The 18,299-nt window shown below is 71.9% G+C and carries 14 protein-coding genes; 4 read left to right on the forward strand and 10 right to left on the reverse strand.

What is annotated here, in order from left to right; genetic code table 11:
- Window position 1 precedes the first annotated feature (1 nt).
- The 6 genes from ACIP94_RS21490 to ACIP94_RS21515 all read right to left on the reverse strand — a co-directional run bounded on the left by ACIP94_RS21490 (window position 2) and on the right by ACIP94_RS21515 (window position 8,357).
- Entirely contained in the window at window positions 2-3,868 is a 3,867-nt protein-coding gene (locus ACIP94_RS21490; RefSeq protein WP_402427735.1) for a lipopolysaccharide biosynthesis protein, read from the reverse strand.
- Window positions 3,861-4,661 (reverse strand): polysaccharide deacetylase family protein, encoded by an 801-nt coding sequence (locus ACIP94_RS21495; protein ID WP_402427738.1) that lies wholly within the window; start codon window positions 4,659-4,661, stop codon window positions 3,861-3,863. Before ACIP94_RS21495 ends, ACIP94_RS21490 begins: the two co-directional genes overlap by 8 nt.
- Entirely contained in the window at window positions 4,658-5,653 is a 996-nt protein-coding gene (locus tag ACIP94_RS21500; RefSeq protein WP_402427741.1) for a glycosyltransferase, read from the reverse strand. The genes ACIP94_RS21495 and ACIP94_RS21500 overlap by 4 nt, the downstream gene beginning before the upstream one ends.
- Window positions 5,650-6,468, reverse strand: a complete 819-nt coding sequence (locus ACIP94_RS21505; protein WP_402427744.1) for a glycosyltransferase family 2 protein — start codon at window positions 6,466-6,468, stop codon at window positions 5,650-5,652. Before ACIP94_RS21505 ends, ACIP94_RS21500 begins: the two co-directional genes overlap by 4 nt.
- 367 nt (window positions 6,469-6,835) lie before the next feature.
- Window positions 6,836-7,930: a GNAT family N-acetyltransferase gene (locus ACIP94_RS21510; protein ID WP_402427747.1), complete on the reverse strand. Its 1,095-nt coding sequence runs from the start codon at window positions 7,928-7,930 to the stop codon at window positions 6,836-6,838.
- Between the two features lie 4 nt (window positions 7,931-7,934).
- Window positions 7,935-8,357, reverse strand: coding sequence for a hypothetical protein (locus ACIP94_RS21515; RefSeq protein ID WP_402427750.1), 423 nt, complete (start codon window positions 8,355-8,357; stop codon window positions 7,935-7,937).
- Between the two features lie 341 nt (window positions 8,358-8,698).
- On the opposite strand from ACIP94_RS21515, the gene ACIP94_RS21520 reads away from it, so the two are divergent.
- The gene (locus ACIP94_RS21520) at window positions 8,699-9,505 is read left to right on the forward strand and encodes an SGNH/GDSL hydrolase family protein (protein ID WP_402427753.1); all 807 of its coding nucleotides are present in this window, start codon (window positions 8,699-8,701) and stop codon (window positions 9,503-9,505) included.
- Window positions 9,506-9,508: 3 nt separating this feature from the next.
- Here the strand turns inward: ACIP94_RS21520 and ACIP94_RS21525 are convergent, their stop codons facing one another.
- The 4 genes from ACIP94_RS21525 to ACIP94_RS21540 all read right to left on the reverse strand — a co-directional run bounded on the left by ACIP94_RS21525 (window position 9,509) and on the right by ACIP94_RS21540 (window position 16,341).
- Window positions 9,509-11,113, reverse strand: a complete 1,605-nt coding sequence (locus tag ACIP94_RS21525; RefSeq protein ID WP_402427755.1) for a serine/threonine-protein kinase — start codon at window positions 11,111-11,113, stop codon at window positions 9,509-9,511.
- Window positions 11,114-11,176: 63 nt separating this feature from the next.
- On the reverse strand, window positions 11,177-12,925 hold the full coding sequence (locus ACIP94_RS21530) for a sulfite exporter TauE/SafE family protein (protein WP_402427758.1): 1,749 nt from the start codon (window positions 12,923-12,925) through the stop codon (window positions 11,177-11,179).
- Window positions 12,922-14,682, reverse strand: a complete 1,761-nt coding sequence (locus ACIP94_RS21535) for a tetratricopeptide repeat protein (protein ID WP_402427761.1) — start codon at window positions 14,680-14,682, stop codon at window positions 12,922-12,924. The genes ACIP94_RS21530 and ACIP94_RS21535 overlap by 4 nt, the downstream gene beginning before the upstream one ends.
- Window positions 14,683-14,817: 135 nt before the next feature.
- Window positions 14,818-16,341 (reverse strand): DUF4331 domain-containing protein, encoded by a 1,524-nt coding sequence (locus tag ACIP94_RS21540; protein WP_402427764.1) that lies wholly within the window; start codon window positions 16,339-16,341, stop codon window positions 14,818-14,820.
- 172 nt (window positions 16,342-16,513) lie between these two features.
- Here ACIP94_RS21540 and ACIP94_RS21545 point away from each other — a divergent pair, with 172 nt between their 5' ends.
- The 3 genes from ACIP94_RS21545 to ACIP94_RS21555 all read left to right on the forward strand — a co-directional run bounded on the left by ACIP94_RS21545 (window position 16,514) and on the right by ACIP94_RS21555 (window position 18,295).
- Window positions 16,514-17,089 carry a sigma-70 family RNA polymerase sigma factor gene (locus ACIP94_RS21545; protein WP_402427767.1) on the forward strand — a complete coding sequence of 192 codons (576 nt, stop codon included), beginning with the start codon at window positions 16,514-16,516 and terminating at the stop codon, window positions 17,087-17,089.
- On the forward strand, window positions 17,086-17,910 hold the full coding sequence (locus ACIP94_RS21550; protein WP_402427770.1) for an anti-sigma factor domain-containing protein: 825 nt from the start codon (window positions 17,086-17,088) through the stop codon (window positions 17,908-17,910). The genes ACIP94_RS21545 and ACIP94_RS21550 overlap by 4 nt, the downstream gene beginning before the upstream one ends.
- 115 nt (window positions 17,911-18,025) lie before the next feature.
- A complete protein-coding gene (locus tag ACIP94_RS21555) occupies window positions 18,026-18,295 on the forward strand; it encodes a hypothetical protein (protein ID WP_402427773.1) in 270 nt (89 codons plus the stop codon).
- Window positions 18,296-18,299 lie beyond the last annotated feature (4 nt).

Below are 18,299 nucleotides of genomic sequence, written 5' to 3' on the forward strand. Positions count from 1 at the left end.
CTCAGCCCTTCCCCATGGTCAGGAACCGCTGCACCAGCGACGCCAGCAGCACCGCGAGCAGCGGCAGGGTGAACCAGAAACCGCTCTGCAACAGACGCAGTCGGCGCACGCTCGGGGGCAGCGCGACCCGTACGACCTCGCGCGCCACCAGCATCAGGACCAGCGCCACGGCCGCGAGCCCCCCGACCACCGACCAGGGTGTCCAGGTCACCCGCGGGCCGATCGGACCCGGGTGCGGCTGCGCGACCGGACCCGCGGGCCGCTCGCGCAGCGCGTACATGGTCACGTCGCCGCCTGCGAGGACCTTCTTCAGCTCATGGCGGCCGTCCAGGTTCCTGATGAGCCGGGACTCCCAGTTCGCCGGGTAGCCCACGTCCATCCGGAGGTAGGTCACCTGGCTCTCGTTGATCATCAGATACGAGTTCGGGCCCGCGTCCTTGAGCGACTTCACCAGGCCCGACACCAGGAACGGATCGACGGGCGCCAGGGTCGGCACATACTGCACCTTCTCCATGTCCCTGGCACCCCACGGCATCGCCGGCGTCACGTTGTTGACGGTGTCGTTGCTCAGCCACAGCAGCCGCACGGTCGGGTTGTCGTGGGCGTAGACGTAGTCCATCGCCGCGACCTCGCCCGGACGGATCCGCTCGAAGGACTCGTTGCCCCAGCGGGCCACCAGGAAGCCGCCCATCAGCAGCAGGCCCGCCACCAGGGCGGCGAGCGGGGCGAGGCTCGCCCGGTCCTTGTCCCGCTCCCCGGCCGTGACGCCGGTGCGCGGGAAGAGGGCCAGCCCGGCCAGCAGGGCCGCGCCCGGGACGGCGAACATGAAGACGCGCAGCGCCATCTCGCCGCCGTAGGACTGCATGCCGAAGCCCAGGAACGGGACGAAGGTCAGCACGAGCAGCGACCGGTCGCGGTACCGGTGCGCGCGCCGCCGCCACCAGCCCCAGCACGCGAACGCCATGACCGCCCCGGCGAGCAGGACGCGGGTGTACAGCACAAGCTTGTGGGTGGAGTCGCCGCCCTGGATGCGCCCGGAGACGGAGGTCGACACATTGCTGCCGACGCCGCCGACCCCGCCGAACAGCTCGTTGAAGTGGCCGGACCAGTACGGCTCGGCCATGAAGCCGACCCAGAACGCCACCAGCACCGCGAACAGGATCGGCAGCCCGCGCAGCTCGGAGCGGCCGACCAGGACGAGCGCCGCGAGCACGCCCAGCATCACGAACGGGGTGAGCTGGTGGGCCGGGACGCTCGCCGCGTACAGGCCGATCAGCACCATGAGCAGCACGGCGCGCTGCCCACGGGTGGCCGGCTCGACCTCCGCCTCGCCGGGGCGGGCCTTGGTCCAGATCACGCGTGGCGCGCGGAACCACACCAGCAGGATCGCCACGAAGGCCAGGTAGAGCAGAAAGGTGAAGCCCTGCGGGGAGAAGTAGTCCTGGCCGACCCAGCCGCTGAGCACGAAGATCCAGATTCCGGTCCACTTGGCGCGCCAGCTCGCCCGCAGGGCGCGCACCAGCAGGAACATCGGTGCCAGATACAGCAGTTGGATCGCCAGCGGCCACCAGCGGATGACCTCGGTGAGATCGGTGACCCCGCACGCCTTCGCGACGAACGCGGCCGCCGCGAAGAAGCCCGGCCAGCTCCAGCGCGCGTCCAGGTCCGGTACGGCGGAACCGGTGCGGTCGATGTAGTCCAGGAACCCGAGGTGCTGCCAGGCCGTCGCGAAGCGGGGCTCGGTCTCGATCACGGCGGGCAGCGCGTGCAGGGAGACGACCGTGGCGAGCAGGGTGGCCAGCAGCAGGGCCTTGTGCTCACGGCCGCGCCACAGCAGCCCGGCGAACACCACGACCAGCAGCGCGGCCCCGGCCAGGGTCGGCAGCGGCAGGACCGAGATCAGTCCCAGGCCGCCCATCCGCTCCAGCGAGCCGTCGTCCATGGCCAGCGCCGGCAGCCAGTACAGCAGCAGCGCGAAGACGAGCAGACAGCCGAGGACCGCGCCCGGCGGGCCGGACCGGGGCGGGTCCTCGGTCGGCGGCTCGCTCGTGGCCGCCCCCGCGGCGGAGGGGGCCGCGACGCTGCCCCGCGGCCCGGACGGGGCGCGGGAGGGCTCGTCGCGGCCGAACGGCGCGTCCACCTCCGGTATCCCGGCGGGCTCCGGCAAGGCCTGCGGGCCCGCTTCCCCCGCCCTCTCCCGGCTTCGCCCGGCCGAAGGGAGCGCCTTCACCGGCAGGCCCGCCGGTGAGTCCGGCGGCAGCCGCAGATCCCAGGTCGACCGGTCGTGGTCCGCAGGGACCACGGCGGTCCCGGTGGGCGGGGTTCCCGGGCCGGGGCGCACATCCGGCCTGCGTTCCACATGGTCGAAGTCGACGTGGATGCCGAGCGCGAGGGTGTCGGCGTCGAGCTTCTTCGCCCAGGACGGGCCGGTCCTCGGCGCGGGGACCTCGCGCGCCCCCAGGTCGGCGAGGTCCCCGTCCGGTGCCGTGTCCTCGGGCACGGCGTCGGGCGGCGCGGCGCGCAGGATCCGGTAGAGCCTCGGTGCGGCGATCGCCACGATCACCGTGAGGCTGGAGATCTCCGCGACGCCGGCGCCGGTGAGCCCCATGCGGGGCAGCAGCAGCACGGTCAGGCCGAGCACCAGGACGCACAGCAGGCCCTGGAGACAGGCGAGTCCCAGGGTGCGGCTCTGGGCGCGCAGCACCGCGAAGTACGTCTCCATGACGACCCGCAGCAGCGCCCCGACCGCGAACCAGCGCAGCAACGGGGTTGCCGCATGGGCGTAGCCGTCGCCGAAGACATGCAGGATGAAGGGCGCGCCGAGGAACAGCAGCGCGCACACCGGCAGCATGATCCGGGCCATGCGCCTGAGCGCCGCCCGGGTGTTGGCGGCGAGCCGCGCCGGGTCGTGCGAGCCCTCGACGGTGAGGGAGGCACCCATGTTGATGGCGAGCAGATTGGTCGTGCCGCCGATGGTGGTGGTGATGTAGAAGTACGCGTTGTCCGCGGCGCTGACCTGCGAGGCCACGATCACCGGGACCAGGTAGACCACCGCGAGCGAGAACAGCGAGCCGGTGTAGTCGCCCGCCAGGAACCGGCCGATCTCCTTCAGCGACGGCGGGCTGGCGTGGCCCTCGGTCGCCTTGACATGACGAGGCACCAGACGCCGGAACACCATCCAGCCGAGCGGCAGTACGGAGGTGGCGATGGCGGCGACCCAGGAGACGAACACGCCCATCATGGGGACGGCGGCCGCGAGCCCGACGAGCAGCACCAGTTTCACCGCGGAGAAGACGGTGTTGCCCACCGGCACCCACAGCGCGCTGCGCAGCCCGGTCAGCACACCGTCCTGGAGGGTGAGCAGGTTCCAGGCGATGACCGCCACGACGAAAACGAGCGCGGGACCCGGCCCGTGCAGGAACCGGTACGACCGCCCCCACACGTTCAGCGTCAGCAGGAAGATCCCCGCGGCGAGCGCCACGACGACCGAACTGCCCGCATAGGTACGGAGGATGAGACGCCCGGTGGCGCGCCCCGCGACCGGGATGAAGCGGGCCAGGGCACCGGTCAGCGTCACCGCGGTGAGCCCGGCGAGGAGCTTCATCGCGGCGATCGCGGCCGAGCCCTGGCCCACCGCGGCATCGGAGTAGTAGCGGGCCGCGACCAGCCAGTAGCCGAGGCCGAGCACCGCCGAGATTCCGGTGTTGAGCATCAGCGCGTAGGCGTTGCGGAACAGTTGGCTGCCCCCGCTGCCCCCGCTGCCCCCGCCGCCCCCGCCGCGTCCGGGCAGGCGCAGGCGGCGGCCGGACCGTTCGGGCGGTGCGGTCGGGGCCGTGGGATTCTGGGCTGTGGTCGTCGTGTCAGACACGGGAACGGATGGCCTTCCGGCAAGCCTGTCGTGCTCTTCGGACCACGGCGTACCCCTTGGTCAGGGCGCGGTCCCTGGCGAAGTTGCGGGCGATCGCACGGCCCTGGACGAGCCGCTCGAACTCCTCGGCGCCCGTGGTGCGGCGCACGGTGACACGTTGCAGCGCGTACGGGCCCTGGTGGCGGCGTGCGAGCCCGTTGCCGACGGCGAGTGACTGGTGGTAGCCCGTCTCACGCACCGTGCGGCGCACCCGCCGGCTGGAGTAGCCGTAAGGGTAGGCGAACGAGACCGGGCGGGTGCCCAGTTCGTCGGCGAGGATCTCCCCGCAGCGCAGCAGCTCGAACCTGAGCGCGTCGTCGGGGAGCAGATCGAGCTGGGGGTGCGTGTGGCTGTGCCCGCCGATCTCGGCCCCGGCGCCCGCGAGATCGCGGACCTGGCCCCAGTCGAGCATGGTGTCCAGACCACCGCCGGTGTCATGGGCGCCCCTCATCCACCCGGTCGAGACGAACAGGGTGGACGCGAAGCCGTGTCCCGTGAGCACGGGCAGGGCGTGCCGGTGCACGCCCTCGTAGCCGTCGTCGAAGGTGATGAGGACGGGCCGCTCGGGCAGCGGGCGGCCATCCCGCCAGCTCCTCGCCAGCTCGGCCGTGGTCACCGGGGTGAACCTCAGGTCCGCGAGCAGGGCCATCTGCTCCGCGAACGCCTCGGGCGCCACCGACAGGGCGCGGGTCGCCTCGTTGGGCGCCGTCGCGACCGAGTGGTACATGAGAATGGGCACGGCCTGGTCGCTCATGGGGCCTCCCCTCGGCCGTCCGGGATGTCCACGACCGAGAACACGGCGCCGCCCCGGCGCGCCCGGACGCTCCCGAGCACATAACCGCCCGCCGCCGAGAAGACCCCGGCCACGATCGCGCCCGCGCGGCCCGCGCCGCCGGGACGGGCCAGCAGGGCGTCGCGCAGTCCGCGGGCCACCCCGGCGGGCAGCACCCGGGTGGCGTAGCGGCGCTCCGACTCCAGGCCCTTGCCGGAGCCGACGCTGCGGGCGACGAGTGCCTTGGAGAGGCCCTCGGCATAGGTGCGGGTGCGGAAGTACGCGAAGTGCTCCCGCGGGGCGGGCACCCGGTGGTGGATGACCGCCCGGTCGTCGATCAGCAGGACCGCGTCGGGCCGGGCCCGGGTGAGGCGGATGCACAGTTCCGTCTCCTCGCAGCCCAGCGGGCGCTTGTCGCCGTCGCGCCCGATGCCCGTGGCGAAGCCGCCCGCCGCCTCGAAGGCCGTACGGCGGAAGGAGGCGTTGCCGCCGAGGACGTTGCGCACCCGGACCCGGCCGGGCGGCAGTCCCTTGTAGGTGCAGCCCACCACCCAGTCGAACTCCTCCGGGAACCAGGCCGGGCGGCGGCCGGACGCCCACAGCGGCATCGTACGGCCGCCGACGGCCATCACCCGCGGGTCCGCGTACCCGGAGGCGAAGTGCTTCAGCCAGTCCCGCTCGGCCACGGCGTCGTCATCGAGGAAGGCGATGATCTCCCCGTGCGAGGCGGCGATCCCGGTGTTGCGCCCGGCGGACAGGCCGCGGGGGCCCGCGTTGGCGAGCACCCGGACCTCCGCGACCTCCTTGTACTCCCGGCTCAGCCGGTCCAGCAGCGTCTCGTTGTGGTCCACGACCAGCAGCGTCTCGCGCGCCGGCAGTGACTGCGCCCGCACCGAGGCGACCGCCGCGAGGATGTCCTCCCAGCGGTCCTCGGTGTAGACGCAGATCACCACGGAGATGTCCGGGTCCTTCAAGACAGCTCTCCCTGACCCGAGTTGAGCGCCACCGCGTGCGGCCGGCGGCGCAGCGCACGCCGGTTGGAGCGCTCCTTGAGGATCACCTTCAGCACCCGGAACCCGTCCCGCACCGCGCGCAGGTTGCTGGCGCCGTGGATGCGGAGGTACTCGTGGCTGGGTATCTCCTGCACCTTCAGGCCGGCCTTGACCACCCGGATGTTCATCAGGGTCTCGACCTCGAAGCCGGTGCAGTCGAGGTCGATCTTGTCGAGGCAGTGCCGCCAGAAGGCGTTGTAGCCGTAGCAGAGGTCGGTGTACCGGGCGCCGAACTTGGCGTTGACGATGGCGCACAGCACCCGGTTGCCGAGCTTGCGGATCGGCGTCATGTCCGAGGTGCCGCCGCCGTTCGCGAACCGCGAGCCCTTCGCGAAGTCGGCGCCCGACACCAGGGCGGAGACATAGCTGACGATCTCCTGGCCGTCGGCCGAGCCGTCCGCGTCGACCATCACGATGATGTCGCCGGTGCAGGCCTCGAACCCGGTGATCAGGGCGTCTCCCTTGCCCTTGCCCCGTTGCCCGACGACTTTCACCTCCGGCCACAGATCGCGCGCGACCTGCACGGTTTCGTCGGTGGAATTGCCGTCCACAAGAACCACTTCGTGAATCCACTCGGGAAGGGTCTTGAAGACGTAGGGGAGATTCTCCGCCTCGTTCATGGCGGGAATCACCACGCTCACCGGCGGCGTGATGGCCAGGTGAGAGGAGATGGGCCGGTACTTCCCCGGCATTAACGGATCTTGGCCCGAAACGGCCGGGCGCAGTACAGAACTCATGAGTCTGGTCCCTCTCGTCCGGTGGACCGTCCGCCCCTGGACGGTCCGGATTCGTGTCCGGTTCGAAAGGGGGGTTCTCACCTATGGCATGCCGATATGGATCTCCGTGCATGCCGGGTGAGCTGGCAAAGCTGGCCGTCTGCCGGAAAAATCGGCAGCCGGTCGCGCGGCACGACTCGTACGACCGTGGTCGCCGAGCACGGCACCCCCCTACCGCGCCCCGCGCCGGAACCATCGCGGTACCTGAGCCCTCCCCTGGACCGCTTGATGATGGACCGATGCGGGTTGATGTATGACGGTATTGACGATTGCGACTTTATGGCAAGACCTGGGTCGTGTCCCTCGTTTTCGCCGATATGGTCGTCATTCAACCCCTCGAACGGATTTTCCCTATCCGCTTCAGGATCCGGTCGGCCGGCTCGAAGAGTTCCGGCCGCGACAGCACCGCATTGCGCAGTGCCCGGACCGGGGCGCGGCGCGCCCTGTGTCCGAGTGCGACAGGGTGACGCCGGGTCACCCACCCTTCGGACACGAAGAGTTCCCGTGTCTTCAGGGAGTCCTTGTATTCCTTCTGGCCCCGCCCGAGATCCAGATAGGCGATGCCGTCCGCGGCGGCCGCCTCGGCCATCCTCAGATGCAGGATCAGCCCGGGCGAGTACTTCGCGAACTCCGGGTCGTAGGCCGGGAACCAGCAGGCGAGCACCCGCTCGGTGCGCAGTCCGAAGTGCGCCGCGACCGGGCGGTCGTCCGCGTAGAGCACCGAGAGGATCCCGGCGAACGGCTCGGAGCGGGTGTGGAAGAGCTGATGCACCAACTGGTTGATCCAGGGCTGCGCGAAGCGGTCGCTGCGCCCGGTCCTGCGGTACTGCGCGGACTTCCAGGCCATCAGCGTCCGCAGGGCCGCCGGGTCGCGCTCGTCGTGGACGTAGCGCGCCCGGCCGGCGTCCCGTCCCAGCTTGCGCTCCTTGGCGAGCGTCGTGCGGGTGAACTTCGGCGACTGCTCGCGCAGCCGGGCCAGATAGGTCTCGTATCCCTGGTCGACGTCCATGACCGGAGACGGGAAGGTGCCGGAGGCCCCCGCCTCGAACGGCTGCTGACCCTCCGGCAGATGGTCGAACTCCCAGACGGCGAGCCCGCATGCCCGCAGCAGCTCGTGCGCGTCCCAGGTGAAGCCGGGCCGGTACACCAGGCCCTGGCAGTCCGAGACCCCGAGGCCGACGGCCCGGCCGACGCCGGCAGCGGTTCTCTGGTACGGGAAGAAGGCGGCCGGCTCGCCGTCCTCGTACACCGCCGCGATCCGTACGCCGCGTCTGGTCCGGCCCACGGCGAGCGTGAACTCCGGTGACAGGAACGGGTTCGCCAGCTCGGGCGAGCCGTTCAGATGGGCCTTCGATTGCAAAGCCGTCCACGCCGCCCGGTCGGCGGCGCTCAGCTCGCCGGGGCGGTACACCCTGATGTCCACGTCGTCAGGCCCGTCTTCTCGCCGTACGGCGGCGCTGCCGTCGTACCAGTACCAGCAGGAGAACGAGGGAGCTGATCACGGTCACCGCGAGGAGCCCGCCGGTGACCGACCACCGGTGCACCGCCAACATGCCTTGGGCAACCAGAAGGTCGATCGAGATCGCTCCCGCCATGGACACCACCGTGCGGGGCCAGGGTTGCAGCCCCCGCAGGGCGGCGCCGACGGCCGTTGCCGGCGCGGCGAGCAGGAAGAACAGGGTGAACGGGCCGCGCAGCGGCGAGCCCGAGTCGCTCAGCGCAAGGATCGCCCCGACGGCCGCGACGGCGACCGCCGCGCCCGCGAGCAGCGGGAACAGGCCCCTCCCCGGATCCTGTTCCGGCCCCCCGTCCTCGGCTGACGAAGGTGGCTTGATGCGTAAGGTCTGCATTGGCGACTTTGCCCCCCGAAGCGCCGGATGCCGGGCTTCAATGTCGCGCAGCGAAGAGGGGGCCGTCAAGATGCGGAAGCGGGACGCACAGGTTCTTGGCTCGCTTCAAGCGTCTGTTCCCCGGGGTGCGGCGGTCTGCCGGGAGCCCTTGTTCGGACATCGAACTGTGGTGTGGGGCGTTCCCGCGTGGAGCGTGCGCCTGTCGTGCGCGCGCAACGGGGCGGGGGTGACGCGTGGGTCGCGGTGGATGAATCCCGAAACAGTTTTGGCATGGACACTTCCTGTCAACTCGCGTAGCTGCTACCACGGTTGAGGCAGAGATCCTGCTAAAGGGAGGTTCCATGAGACGTTCCCGAATTGCGGCGTATGTGACTTCGCTCCTCCTTGCCGTCGGTCTCGCACTCACCGGGGCGGCCGCGGCGCAGGCGTCACCGCTCGCCGCGGCCGGTGGCTACGTGGCCCTCGGCGACTCCTACTCCTCCGGCGTCGGCGCCGGAAACTACATCAGCTCCAGCGGCAGTTGTGACCGCAGCACGAACGCCTACCCCTATCTGTGGCAGGCCGCCCACGCGCCCTCCTCGTTCAGCTTCCTCGCCTGCTCGGGCGCCACGACGACCGATGTCCTCAGCAACCAGCTCGGCACCCTGAACTCCGCCACGAGCCTCGTGTCCCTCACCATCGGCGGCAACGACGCGGGCTTCTCCGACGTCATGCTGACCTGTGTGCTCCAGTCCGACAGCTCCTGCCTCTCGCGCATAGCCACCGCCAAGGCCTACGTCGACTCGACCCTGCCCGGGAAGCTGGACGCCGTGTACTCGGCGATCAGCGCCAAGGCCCCCTCGGCCCATGTGGTCGTGCTGGGCTACCCCCGCTTCTACAAGCTCGGCACCACTTGTGTCGGGCTGTCCGGGACCAAACGCTCCGCGATCAACGGCGCCGCCGACTACCTCGACGCCGCGATCGCCAAGCGCGCCGCCGACCACGGCTTCACCTTCGGCGACGTGCGCACCACCTTCAGCGGCCACGAGATCTGCTCGAACGACTCCTGGCTGCACAGCGTCGACTGGCTGGACATCGGCCAGTCCTACCACCCCACCGCGGCCGGCCAGTCCGGCGGCTATCTGCCGGTGCTGAACAGCGCGGCCTGACGGTCACGAACTCGAGGGGGAGGCCCCGGCCGTCGGGGTCTCCGTCTCACAGGTCACCGAGAACGGCACGGTGGTGGACGTGGCCTCCACCGGAGAGCGCACCTCCACACCGATCGCGTTGTGCACCGAACCGGCCGGGTCGTACGTCGTGACGACGACCTGCCGCTGCCTGGTCCTCCCGCCGCCCGCCGGGAAGGACAGCGTCTTCCAGCCCGGGTCCGACACCTGCCCCGTGGTCGTGACCCAGCGGTAGGACACATCGGCCGGCACGCTCCCCACCGTGAACGTCGCCGTGAACGTGGGCGCCTCGGCGTCCGGCGGCGGACAGGCACCGGAGTAGTCGGTGTGCGTCCCCACAACCGTCACCCGTACCGACTGGGCGGGCGGACTCGCCGTATGCCCGCCCCCGCTGCCGGCTGTGGAGCCGCCGGTGGGCCCCGGGCCCGCTCCCGTGCTCCCCCGGGGGCCGCTCGGGGCCCGGCCGCCCGCGGTGTCACCGTGCGTCGCGGCACTGCCCGTCGTGGAGCCGCCGTCGCTGCCGTCGTTGTGGTGCACCAGCGTGTACGTCAGTCCCGCCAGCGCGAGCGCGAGCGCGGCCAGACCCGCCACCAGGACCACGGCGGCACGGCGGTTGCGCGGCGGGGGCCCGGACTGCGCCGGGTACGCGGGCCGGGTCGCGCCGACCGGGGCGGGCGTGGGCAGCGGGGGAGTGGGGGATCCGCCCGGGAACGCCACGACCGTCGGCGCGTAGGAGGCAGCGGGGGTGCCCGTGCGCGGGGTGCCGCCCGCGCCGATGATCCGCAGCTCCCGCTCGGCCTGCCCGGCCGGGATGCGCTGGGCCGGGTCCTTGCGCAGCAGTCCCTCGATCACCGGGGCCAGCGGACCGGCCCGGAGCGGCGGCGGCAACTCCTCGTCGACGACCGCCCGCAGCGTGCTCAGCGGCGTGTTCTGACGGAACGGGGAGTTGCCCTCGACGGCCGCGTACAGCAGCACGCCCAGTGACCAGAGATCGGACTCCGGGCCCGGAGTGCGCCCGAGTGCCCGCTCCGGGGCGAGGAACTCGGGCGAGCCGATGACCTCCCCGGTCATGGTCAGCGCCGAACTGCCCTCGACCATGGCGATGCCGAAGTCGGTCAGGACCACCCGGCCGTCGTTCGCCAGCAGGACGTTGCCCGGTTTGACATCGCGGTGCAGCACCCCGGCCGCGTGCGCGGCGCGCAGTGCGGCAAGCACCTCGGCGCCGATGTGCGCGGCCCGCTGCGGGGAGACCGGCCCCTCCGAGTCCAGCAGGTCCGACAGCGCGACACCGCGGATCAACTCCATCACGATCCACGGGCGGCCGTCCTGATGGGCCACGTCATAGACCGTCACCACATTGCGGTTCGCCACCCGGGCCGCCGCCCAGGCCTCGCGCTCCAGCCGGGTGTACATGCGCTCCACCTCGGCCGACGGAAGCCCGGCCGGGGCGCGCACCTCCTTGACGGCGACCTCACGGTGCAGCACCTCGTCATGGGCCCGCCACACCGTCCCCATCCCGCCCTCGCCGAGGGGGGACAGCAGGCGGTAGCGACCCGCGACCACACGTTCACGGCCCGGTTCTTCGGACACGGGCGTCCCCCATTCGCATCCGAGCGTCGTATCCACTCCGCGTGATTTCTCCCCAAAAGTAGCTCAACCGAGTGCGGATGCCGCCCCCTTGAACACCAGCCCGGCCCCGAGGGCCACGACGACGAAGGCCGACCCCAGGGGCGCGGTCCTGCGTACCAGCGCCGCCGCCGGGCCGTGGGTCCAGCGGGGCCGCCGGTCCAGGACCCGGTTCACCCCGCTGCCCAGCTTGACGACCGCGACCCCGGCCGCGGTCAGCGTCAGGGCGAGCCCGACGCCGTAGGCGACGACGAGCAGCAGACCGAACCAGGCCTGGCCGAGCGCCGCGGCGCCGACCAGGACGACCACGGCGGAGGGACTCGGCACGAGCCCGCCGGCGAAGCCGAGCAGGAGGGTGCCGCGGAGGGTGGGGGCGGTGGGGTGGGTGTGGGTGGAGCCGCCGTGGGTGTGGGGAATGCCGTGGGCGTCGGCGTGATCGTGGGGGTGGTCGTGCTGGTGTGACGGGCTGTGCTCGTGGTCGTCGGGGTGGTCGTGCTGGTGTGAGGGGTTGTGCTCGTGGTGGTGCGGGTGGTCGTGCTGGTGTGAGGGCTTGTGCTCGTGGTGGTGCGGGTGGTCGTGCTGGTGTGAGGGGTCGTGCTCGTGCGGGTGGTCGTGGCCGTGTGATGGTTCCGCGTGGGCGTGGGCGTGCTCGTGGTCGGGTGAGCGGTCCGCATGCGCGTGGTGGTGGCCCTGGTCATGGCTGTGGATGCGGCTGTGGTCGTGAGCCTGGCCGTGTGCGGGGAGCCGGTTGCGCCAGGCCCTGCGGACGAGTTGCGCGCCGGCCACGGTGACCAGGATGCCGCTGGCCAGGCCCAGCCAGGCGATCACCGAGGGTGCCGCCGCGGAGCCCGCCGTGACCAGCAGGCCCAGGGCGACCACCCCGAGGGTGTGCGTGACCGTCACCGAAGCGGCCAGCGGCAGCACGTCCTTGAGCCTCGCCCGGCCGCCGCGCGCCGCCGCGGTGGCGGCCATCAGGGTCTTGCCGTGGCCGGGCGCCAGCGCGTGCATCGCGCCGAGGCCGATCGCGATGACCAGGGCGAGCGCGGCGAACCCGGCGGTGAGATGGTGCTGGGCCACAAGGTTGTTCAGCGCCTGGGTCCACCGGTCGGCACCACGCGGCAGTACGGCGGCGGCAGGCGCGTCCCGCCGGTCGACGGCGAGGGGGGCACCGCCCGGACGCACCCGCAGGGAGGCCTTGACGGTGTCGGCCGGCGAGGAGAGGAGGTCCTTGGGGTAGCTGGTCAGTTCGCGCGACACGGACGTCTTCGGCACGTCCGAGGCGGTGAGCGTCATACGGTCGCCGCGCGCGGTGATCTCCCGCCAGCCGGGCCCGGTGGTCGCGCCCGCTCCATGGAAGCCGAGGGCCACGGTGTCCCCCTTGGGCAGCGGCGCGCTCAGGGCGCACTCCACACGCAGGGTGTGCAGCCCCGCCTGGCCGGGCCGCAGTTGTGCCCGGCTCGTGCCGACGGCCGGCGGCTCCGTGTGGCCGTTCACGGTGACGGTGCTGCCCTCCGCGGCCTTCGCGCACCTGCGCCGGGCCCACTCGGACAGGCCGAGCCTCTCCAGGTCCGGCCTCGCCTGGGTGGCCGGGATCTCCGCGAGGTCCTCGACGTGGTCGATCCGCAGCTGCCCGGGGGCGGCGACGAGGCCGTCGTACCGGTTGACGGTGAAGTTGCCGAGCGGGTGGGCGCTCGCGGAGCCGGCGGGCACCAGGACGAGCGCGCAGGCGGCCGTGAGAGCGGCGGCGCCCGCGGCGGCGAGGCGGCGCAGGTTCACTTCATCGCCTCCAGCGCCTCGCGGGCCTCCCGCGCGCCCAGCGGCGAGAAACCGGGGTTGAGGCGCAGGGCCGCGGTGAGCGAGACGCGGGCCTGGTCCGTCCGGCCGACGGCGCGCTCGATCATGCCGCGGTGGTAGAGGAAGGACGCGTTGTGGTAGCCGGTGGCCGTGGCCTGCCGGGCGTAGGGGAGGGCCTCCCTGTCGTGGCCGTTCACGTGCAGGGCCCAGGCGAGGGCGTCCGCGGTGTGCACGGTATGGCGGCGCGCCCACTCGGCCCGGGCGGCCTTGAGCGCGGCCACGCGGTCGCCGTGGTCGGCGGCGGCGAGGGCGGTGTCGAGGTCGGCGTTGACGCCGTTGGTGCGGGCCAGCGAGACCCAGGCGTCGACCAGGGTGTACTGGTCGCGTGCCTTGGTCCGGTCGCCCTCCTTGCCGCGTGCCTCGTACAACTCGCCCAGCTCCACCAGCGGCTGGGGCAGCGGATAGCGGTCGACGACCTGCTCCATGCCCCGGATCGCGTCGGCGGTGTCGCCCCGGGCCGCCTGGGCGCGGGCCCTGCCCTCCAGCGCGGGGAGGTAGTTCTCGTCGGCGGCCAGGGCGCGCGCGTAGCGGTCGAGGGCGGTCCTGTAGTCGCCCTGGTTCCAGGCGAGCTGGCCGAGCGCGGTGGCCACGTACGCGATGTCGCCGCGGCTGGTGGCGGTGGACAGGGCCTGCTCCAGGACGCGGCGGGCGGTACCCACATCGCCGCGCAGTTCGTGGACGTAGGCGTAGCGGGTGAAGACGGGGACGCCCGGGCGGCGTGTGTCGGCCAGGTCGGCGGCCTTCGAGGCGTCCGCGTAACGGCCGAGTTCCACGAGCGCGTCGACCCGGGAGGACAGGGCGCGCTCGCTGTACGGGTTCTGCTTCAGAGCGAGATCCGCGTAGGTGAGGGCGCCGGCGAAGTCGTGGCGGGCCGCGGCGAGGGCGGCACGGCCGGCGAGCGCGGCGTCGTTGTCCGGCCGGATTTCCAGCGAACGGTCCAGGGCGCGCTGCGCCTGCGGGTAGCGGGAGGGGTCGCCCTTGGTGCGCGCCTGCTCGACGTACGCGAGGCCGAGGGTCGCCCAGCTTCCGTAGTCGCGCGGCTGGGCGCGGAGCTGGGCCTGGAGGGACCGGATGCTCGCGTCGAGGTCACCGCCGGCGAGGAGTTCGGGGGAGACCGCGCCGGGCGCGGACACCAGGGGGGCGGTGCGGCCGCTGTCCCGTACGACACCGACGACGACGGCGCCCGCGGTGAGCGCGACGGCCAGTGAGGCGGCACAGAGCCCGAACTGCACGGCCCGCCACCGCCCTCCGGCCGCGGAGAACCGCCGCAGGGCCTTGACGCGCTCGCCTCCGCCCGCTGATTCGGAAGCGGTGACGGTCACCGTGGCGGTATCGGCCGGTTCCGGCGCAGGTTCCGGGGACGGCGCCGCGTCGGCGTGGGGAGCGCTGTCCGGGGAAGGGGCGTCGGCCGCCTCCGCCGTCTCGGCTGAGTCGGAGCACGCGGCCGGCTCCGCATCGGTGTCATGGCCGGCGGACGTCTCCCCGTCACCCGCCGGTCGAGGAGCGGGCTCACCGTGGGGCACGGGCTCGTGGTCCGCGCGGGTGGTGCCCGCCCCGGCGCTCGGAGCGCCCTCCTCGGGCGTGGTCTCCGCCGCGCGGGGCGTCGGTGACGCCGGCTCGGCTTCCGGCCGGCCGCCGCGGCCGCTCTCCGGCGCGTTCTGGTTCGTACGCGGGGACATGCCCTCTCCTCGATCTCCTGGGCGGAAACGGTCGTTGTCGGATGGGGAGCGGCGCGGCCCGCGCCGTGGGGGATGGATGGGTACGGGCCGCGCCGGTCAGGGGGACGGGACGGTTGGGCGGTCCCGTCGGGCGGGTCAGTACGCCCGGTAGCGGGACCGGCGGCGCCACCACATCAGCGCGGTGCCGATCAGCAGGACGCCCGCCACACCCGCCGCCGCGGAGGTCGCGATCAGCGTGGTGTCCGTGCTGGAACCGGTCGGCACCAGCCCGTCACCCAGCTGGTTGCGCACGTTGTTGCCGTTGCCCTTGGCCACCGGGCCGCGGGAGCCCGAGGTCGGGTTGGCGAGGTACGGGAACGAGTGCCCGAACTTCTGGTCGTTCGCGTCGACCGCGTCGCCCAGGTCGTTCTTGGAGCCGACCAGTTCGCCCTCCACCACCTGGAGCGCCTCGTCGATCACGTCGTCGGTGAGCCGGCGCCCGTTGGGGAAGCCCGCGTTGTCGCCGTCCAGCACACCGAGCCGCTTCGGGGAGGCGGCCGGCTTGATCGAGGTGTTGAGCCGCAGCTCCTCCGCCGGCCGGACCTTCGGCGGCTGGTTGAGGCCCTTCACGCCCTTCAGGAAGACGTCCACCAGATCGTTGCGCGGCTCGGCCGGGGCCTTGATCTTGTAGATCGCCTCGATGAGCTTCGGCAGCTCCGGGTTGGTCACGTTCTTCAGGAACTGCGCGTCGTCCCAGGGCGAGGACGCGTTGAACTTGTCCTTGTCCTTCTGGGGGTTGACGACCTCGTTGACCAGCGGGTTGCCCAGACGTGAGACCTGCGACCAGTCGCCTCGCGCGTCCTTGCGCTGGACCGTCGACCAGATGCCCACGATCGGCTGCCGCGACGACTGGCGGATGTAGTCGTTGGGCACCTGCAGCGCCAGGGAGTTGACGTTGTAGCCCTTGAGGGTGTCGTTGCCGACCTCGGAGAGGTTGCCGCCGTACAGCAGGTCGAAGACGCGAAGGTCCGCGAAGAAGGGGTCGTCCGCCTGGCCGGCGAACGTCGTGGCGTCGCCCGTGAGCTTGTAGACGGCCTGGTTGCGCAGCTTGTCGTAGTTCGGCATCGACGCCTTGCCGACGTTCGACGGGGCGACCGGCACATCGTCCGCGATCTTCGTCTTCGAGACGAGCTTCTGCTTGTGCAGCTTGATGAGGTCGATGTCGTACGTCTGCGTGACGTTGAGGTCGGGGTCGTCGAGGCTGTCGACCGGACCCGTGTTGTACAGGAACGTGTTCTTGTTCTTGACGTGCGTCCTGAACGTGTAACGGAAGATCAGGTCGCTTTGGGCGTCACCGTCGTTGTCGATGTGGATGTCGTACTGCGCGTCGTCCGCGAACGTGTAGAAGTTCGGGCCCCCCGCCGGCTCCTCGAACGGGATGAAGTTCGCGATGACCGTCGTCGTGTCCGGCTTGTCGGGGCTCACGAACGCGTACAGGTCGGTGTTGTCGTACTGCGGCTGCCCCGAGATGAGCGGAGCCTCCCGGTGGGAGGAGGCGGAGGCCGCCCCCGGTACCAGCGCGGTCACGCCGGCGGCCGCGAGCCCGCCGGCGGCCAGTGCACCACACACGAGGGTCGCGATGGTCCTGCGCCTCGCACCGCTCCTGGAGATAGGTGTCATGCCGTCCGTCCTCAGTGCCAACTTGCCTGACGCACAGGGATTCGGAGCGGCCCCAGAGGTGGATTGGCGGAACGCGAAAAATCTTTTTGTGCCTGCTCGACCCGCGTTTTCGCGCCGCTGGTCCGTATCCCATCCGAAGGGTGGGCGCAGTGCGTGCCACAGTGAGGCGAGCATGCCGTGCGCGGCGGCGCAGAGGAGGGTACGAGTGGAGGCGGACGAGCTTCTGGTCCTCGTGGCCGGGGGTGACCAGAAGGCCTTCGAGGAGCTGTACGGGCTGGTGTCCGGGCCGGTGTTCGGCCTGGTGCGCAGGGTCGTGCGGGACCCGGCGCAGTCGGAGGAGGTGGCCCAGGAGGTGCTGCTCGAACTGTGGCGCTCCGCTCCCCGGTTCGACCCCGGCCGGGGCAGCGCCCTGTCGTGGATCCTCACGCTGGCCCACCGCCGCGCCGTCGACCGGGTACGCAGCGCCCGCGCCGCCGGCGAACGCGAGGAGCGCGAGGCCCGCCGCGCCCACCACCCCGCCTTCGACCACGTTGCCGAGGAGGTGGAGGCCGGCCTGGAGCGGGAGTGGGTCCGCCGCTGCCTGGACCGCCTCACCGCCCTCCAGCGCCAGTCCGTCACGCTCGCCTACTACGACGGTTACACGTACCGTGAGGTCGCCGAGCGGCTCTCACTCCCGCTCGGCACGGTCAAGACACGGATGCGCGACGGACTCACCCGGCTGCGCCAATGCCTGGGGGGAGTCGCATGAGCATCCTCGACCGCCTGCTGCGCCGCGAGGACCTGCATTCCCTGGCCGCTCCCTACGCCCTGGACGCCCTGGAACCCGCCGAGCGGGTGCGCTTCGAGAAGCACCTGGCGAGCTGCGAGCGCTGCGCCGCCGAGGTGCGGGCCCTGTCCGAGGACGCCGTGCGCCTCGCCTGGTCCACGACCGCACTCGCCCCGCCCGGCCTGCGGGGCCGCGTGCTCACCGCCGTGCGCACCACCCCTCAGGACGCCGCGCCGGCGAATGACACCATGGGGGCCCGCGCACGGCATCTGCCGCCGCACGTCTGGGGAGCCGCTCCACCGCCCGTGCGCGCCCGTGCGCCCCGGATGCGCCCTCTCTTCGCCCCGCTCGCCACGGCCACGGCCGCGGCGGCCCTCGTCGTCGCCGCGCTCTTCGCGGTGCAGGCGACACAGACGCAGGACAGCCTCGACGCCGAGCGCGCGCAGGCACGTGAGATCGCCCACGTTCTCGCCGCCCCCGACGCGCGGGCGACCAACGACCGGGACGCCAGGGGCCGGGGAATCGGAGTAATCGCGTCCGCATCCGAGGGGCGCGCCGTCGTCACTCTCAGCGGACTCGACGCACCACCGAGCGGGCATGTGCATCAGCTCTGGCTGATGCGCCCCAACGTGCAACCGCGCTCCCTCGGACTGTTCCAGGGCGACACGCCCCTGATCGCGACCGGCCTGGGGAAGTCGGCGACGTCACTCGCCGTGACCGTGGAACCCGATGGGGGCTCAGCACAGCCGACCGGCCAGCCGGTTGTCCAACTCGCCCTGCAGTCCGTCGGATTCGGAGAGTAGCTGTCAACCTCCTTGCAGAGAAGGTGAATCCTGTGCCCGTGATACCCGCGTGCCCCGACGGGGCGATAGGGTTAGCCTGCCCGGGCCGGGTGGACTCGTACGGGTGGGGAGTGACATGGAACAGATAACAGTGCGCAGCAGGGCGAGGGTTCCTGCGATCACCTGCGGCAGCAGTGCGACCAGTGCGCGCCTCGACCGCCATCTCTCGGTGCTGGCAGGCCCTGCCGTGCCGCAGCGCGAGACGGCCGAGGCGACGTCCCTGATGCGCGAGCTGACCGCACGTGACGCCGCGCACGAGCGCAGCGGAAGGGTTGCGCGCGTGAGCAAGGTCTCGCTCTTCGCGCCGCTGCGCCGCCTGCGTCGTACGCTGTTCGGCGGGCGCTGAGCGC

This window comes from Streptomyces sp. NPDC093261, from assembly GCF_044753645.1.
Lineage (GTDB): Bacteria > Actinomycetota > Actinomycetes > Streptomycetales > Streptomycetaceae > Streptomyces.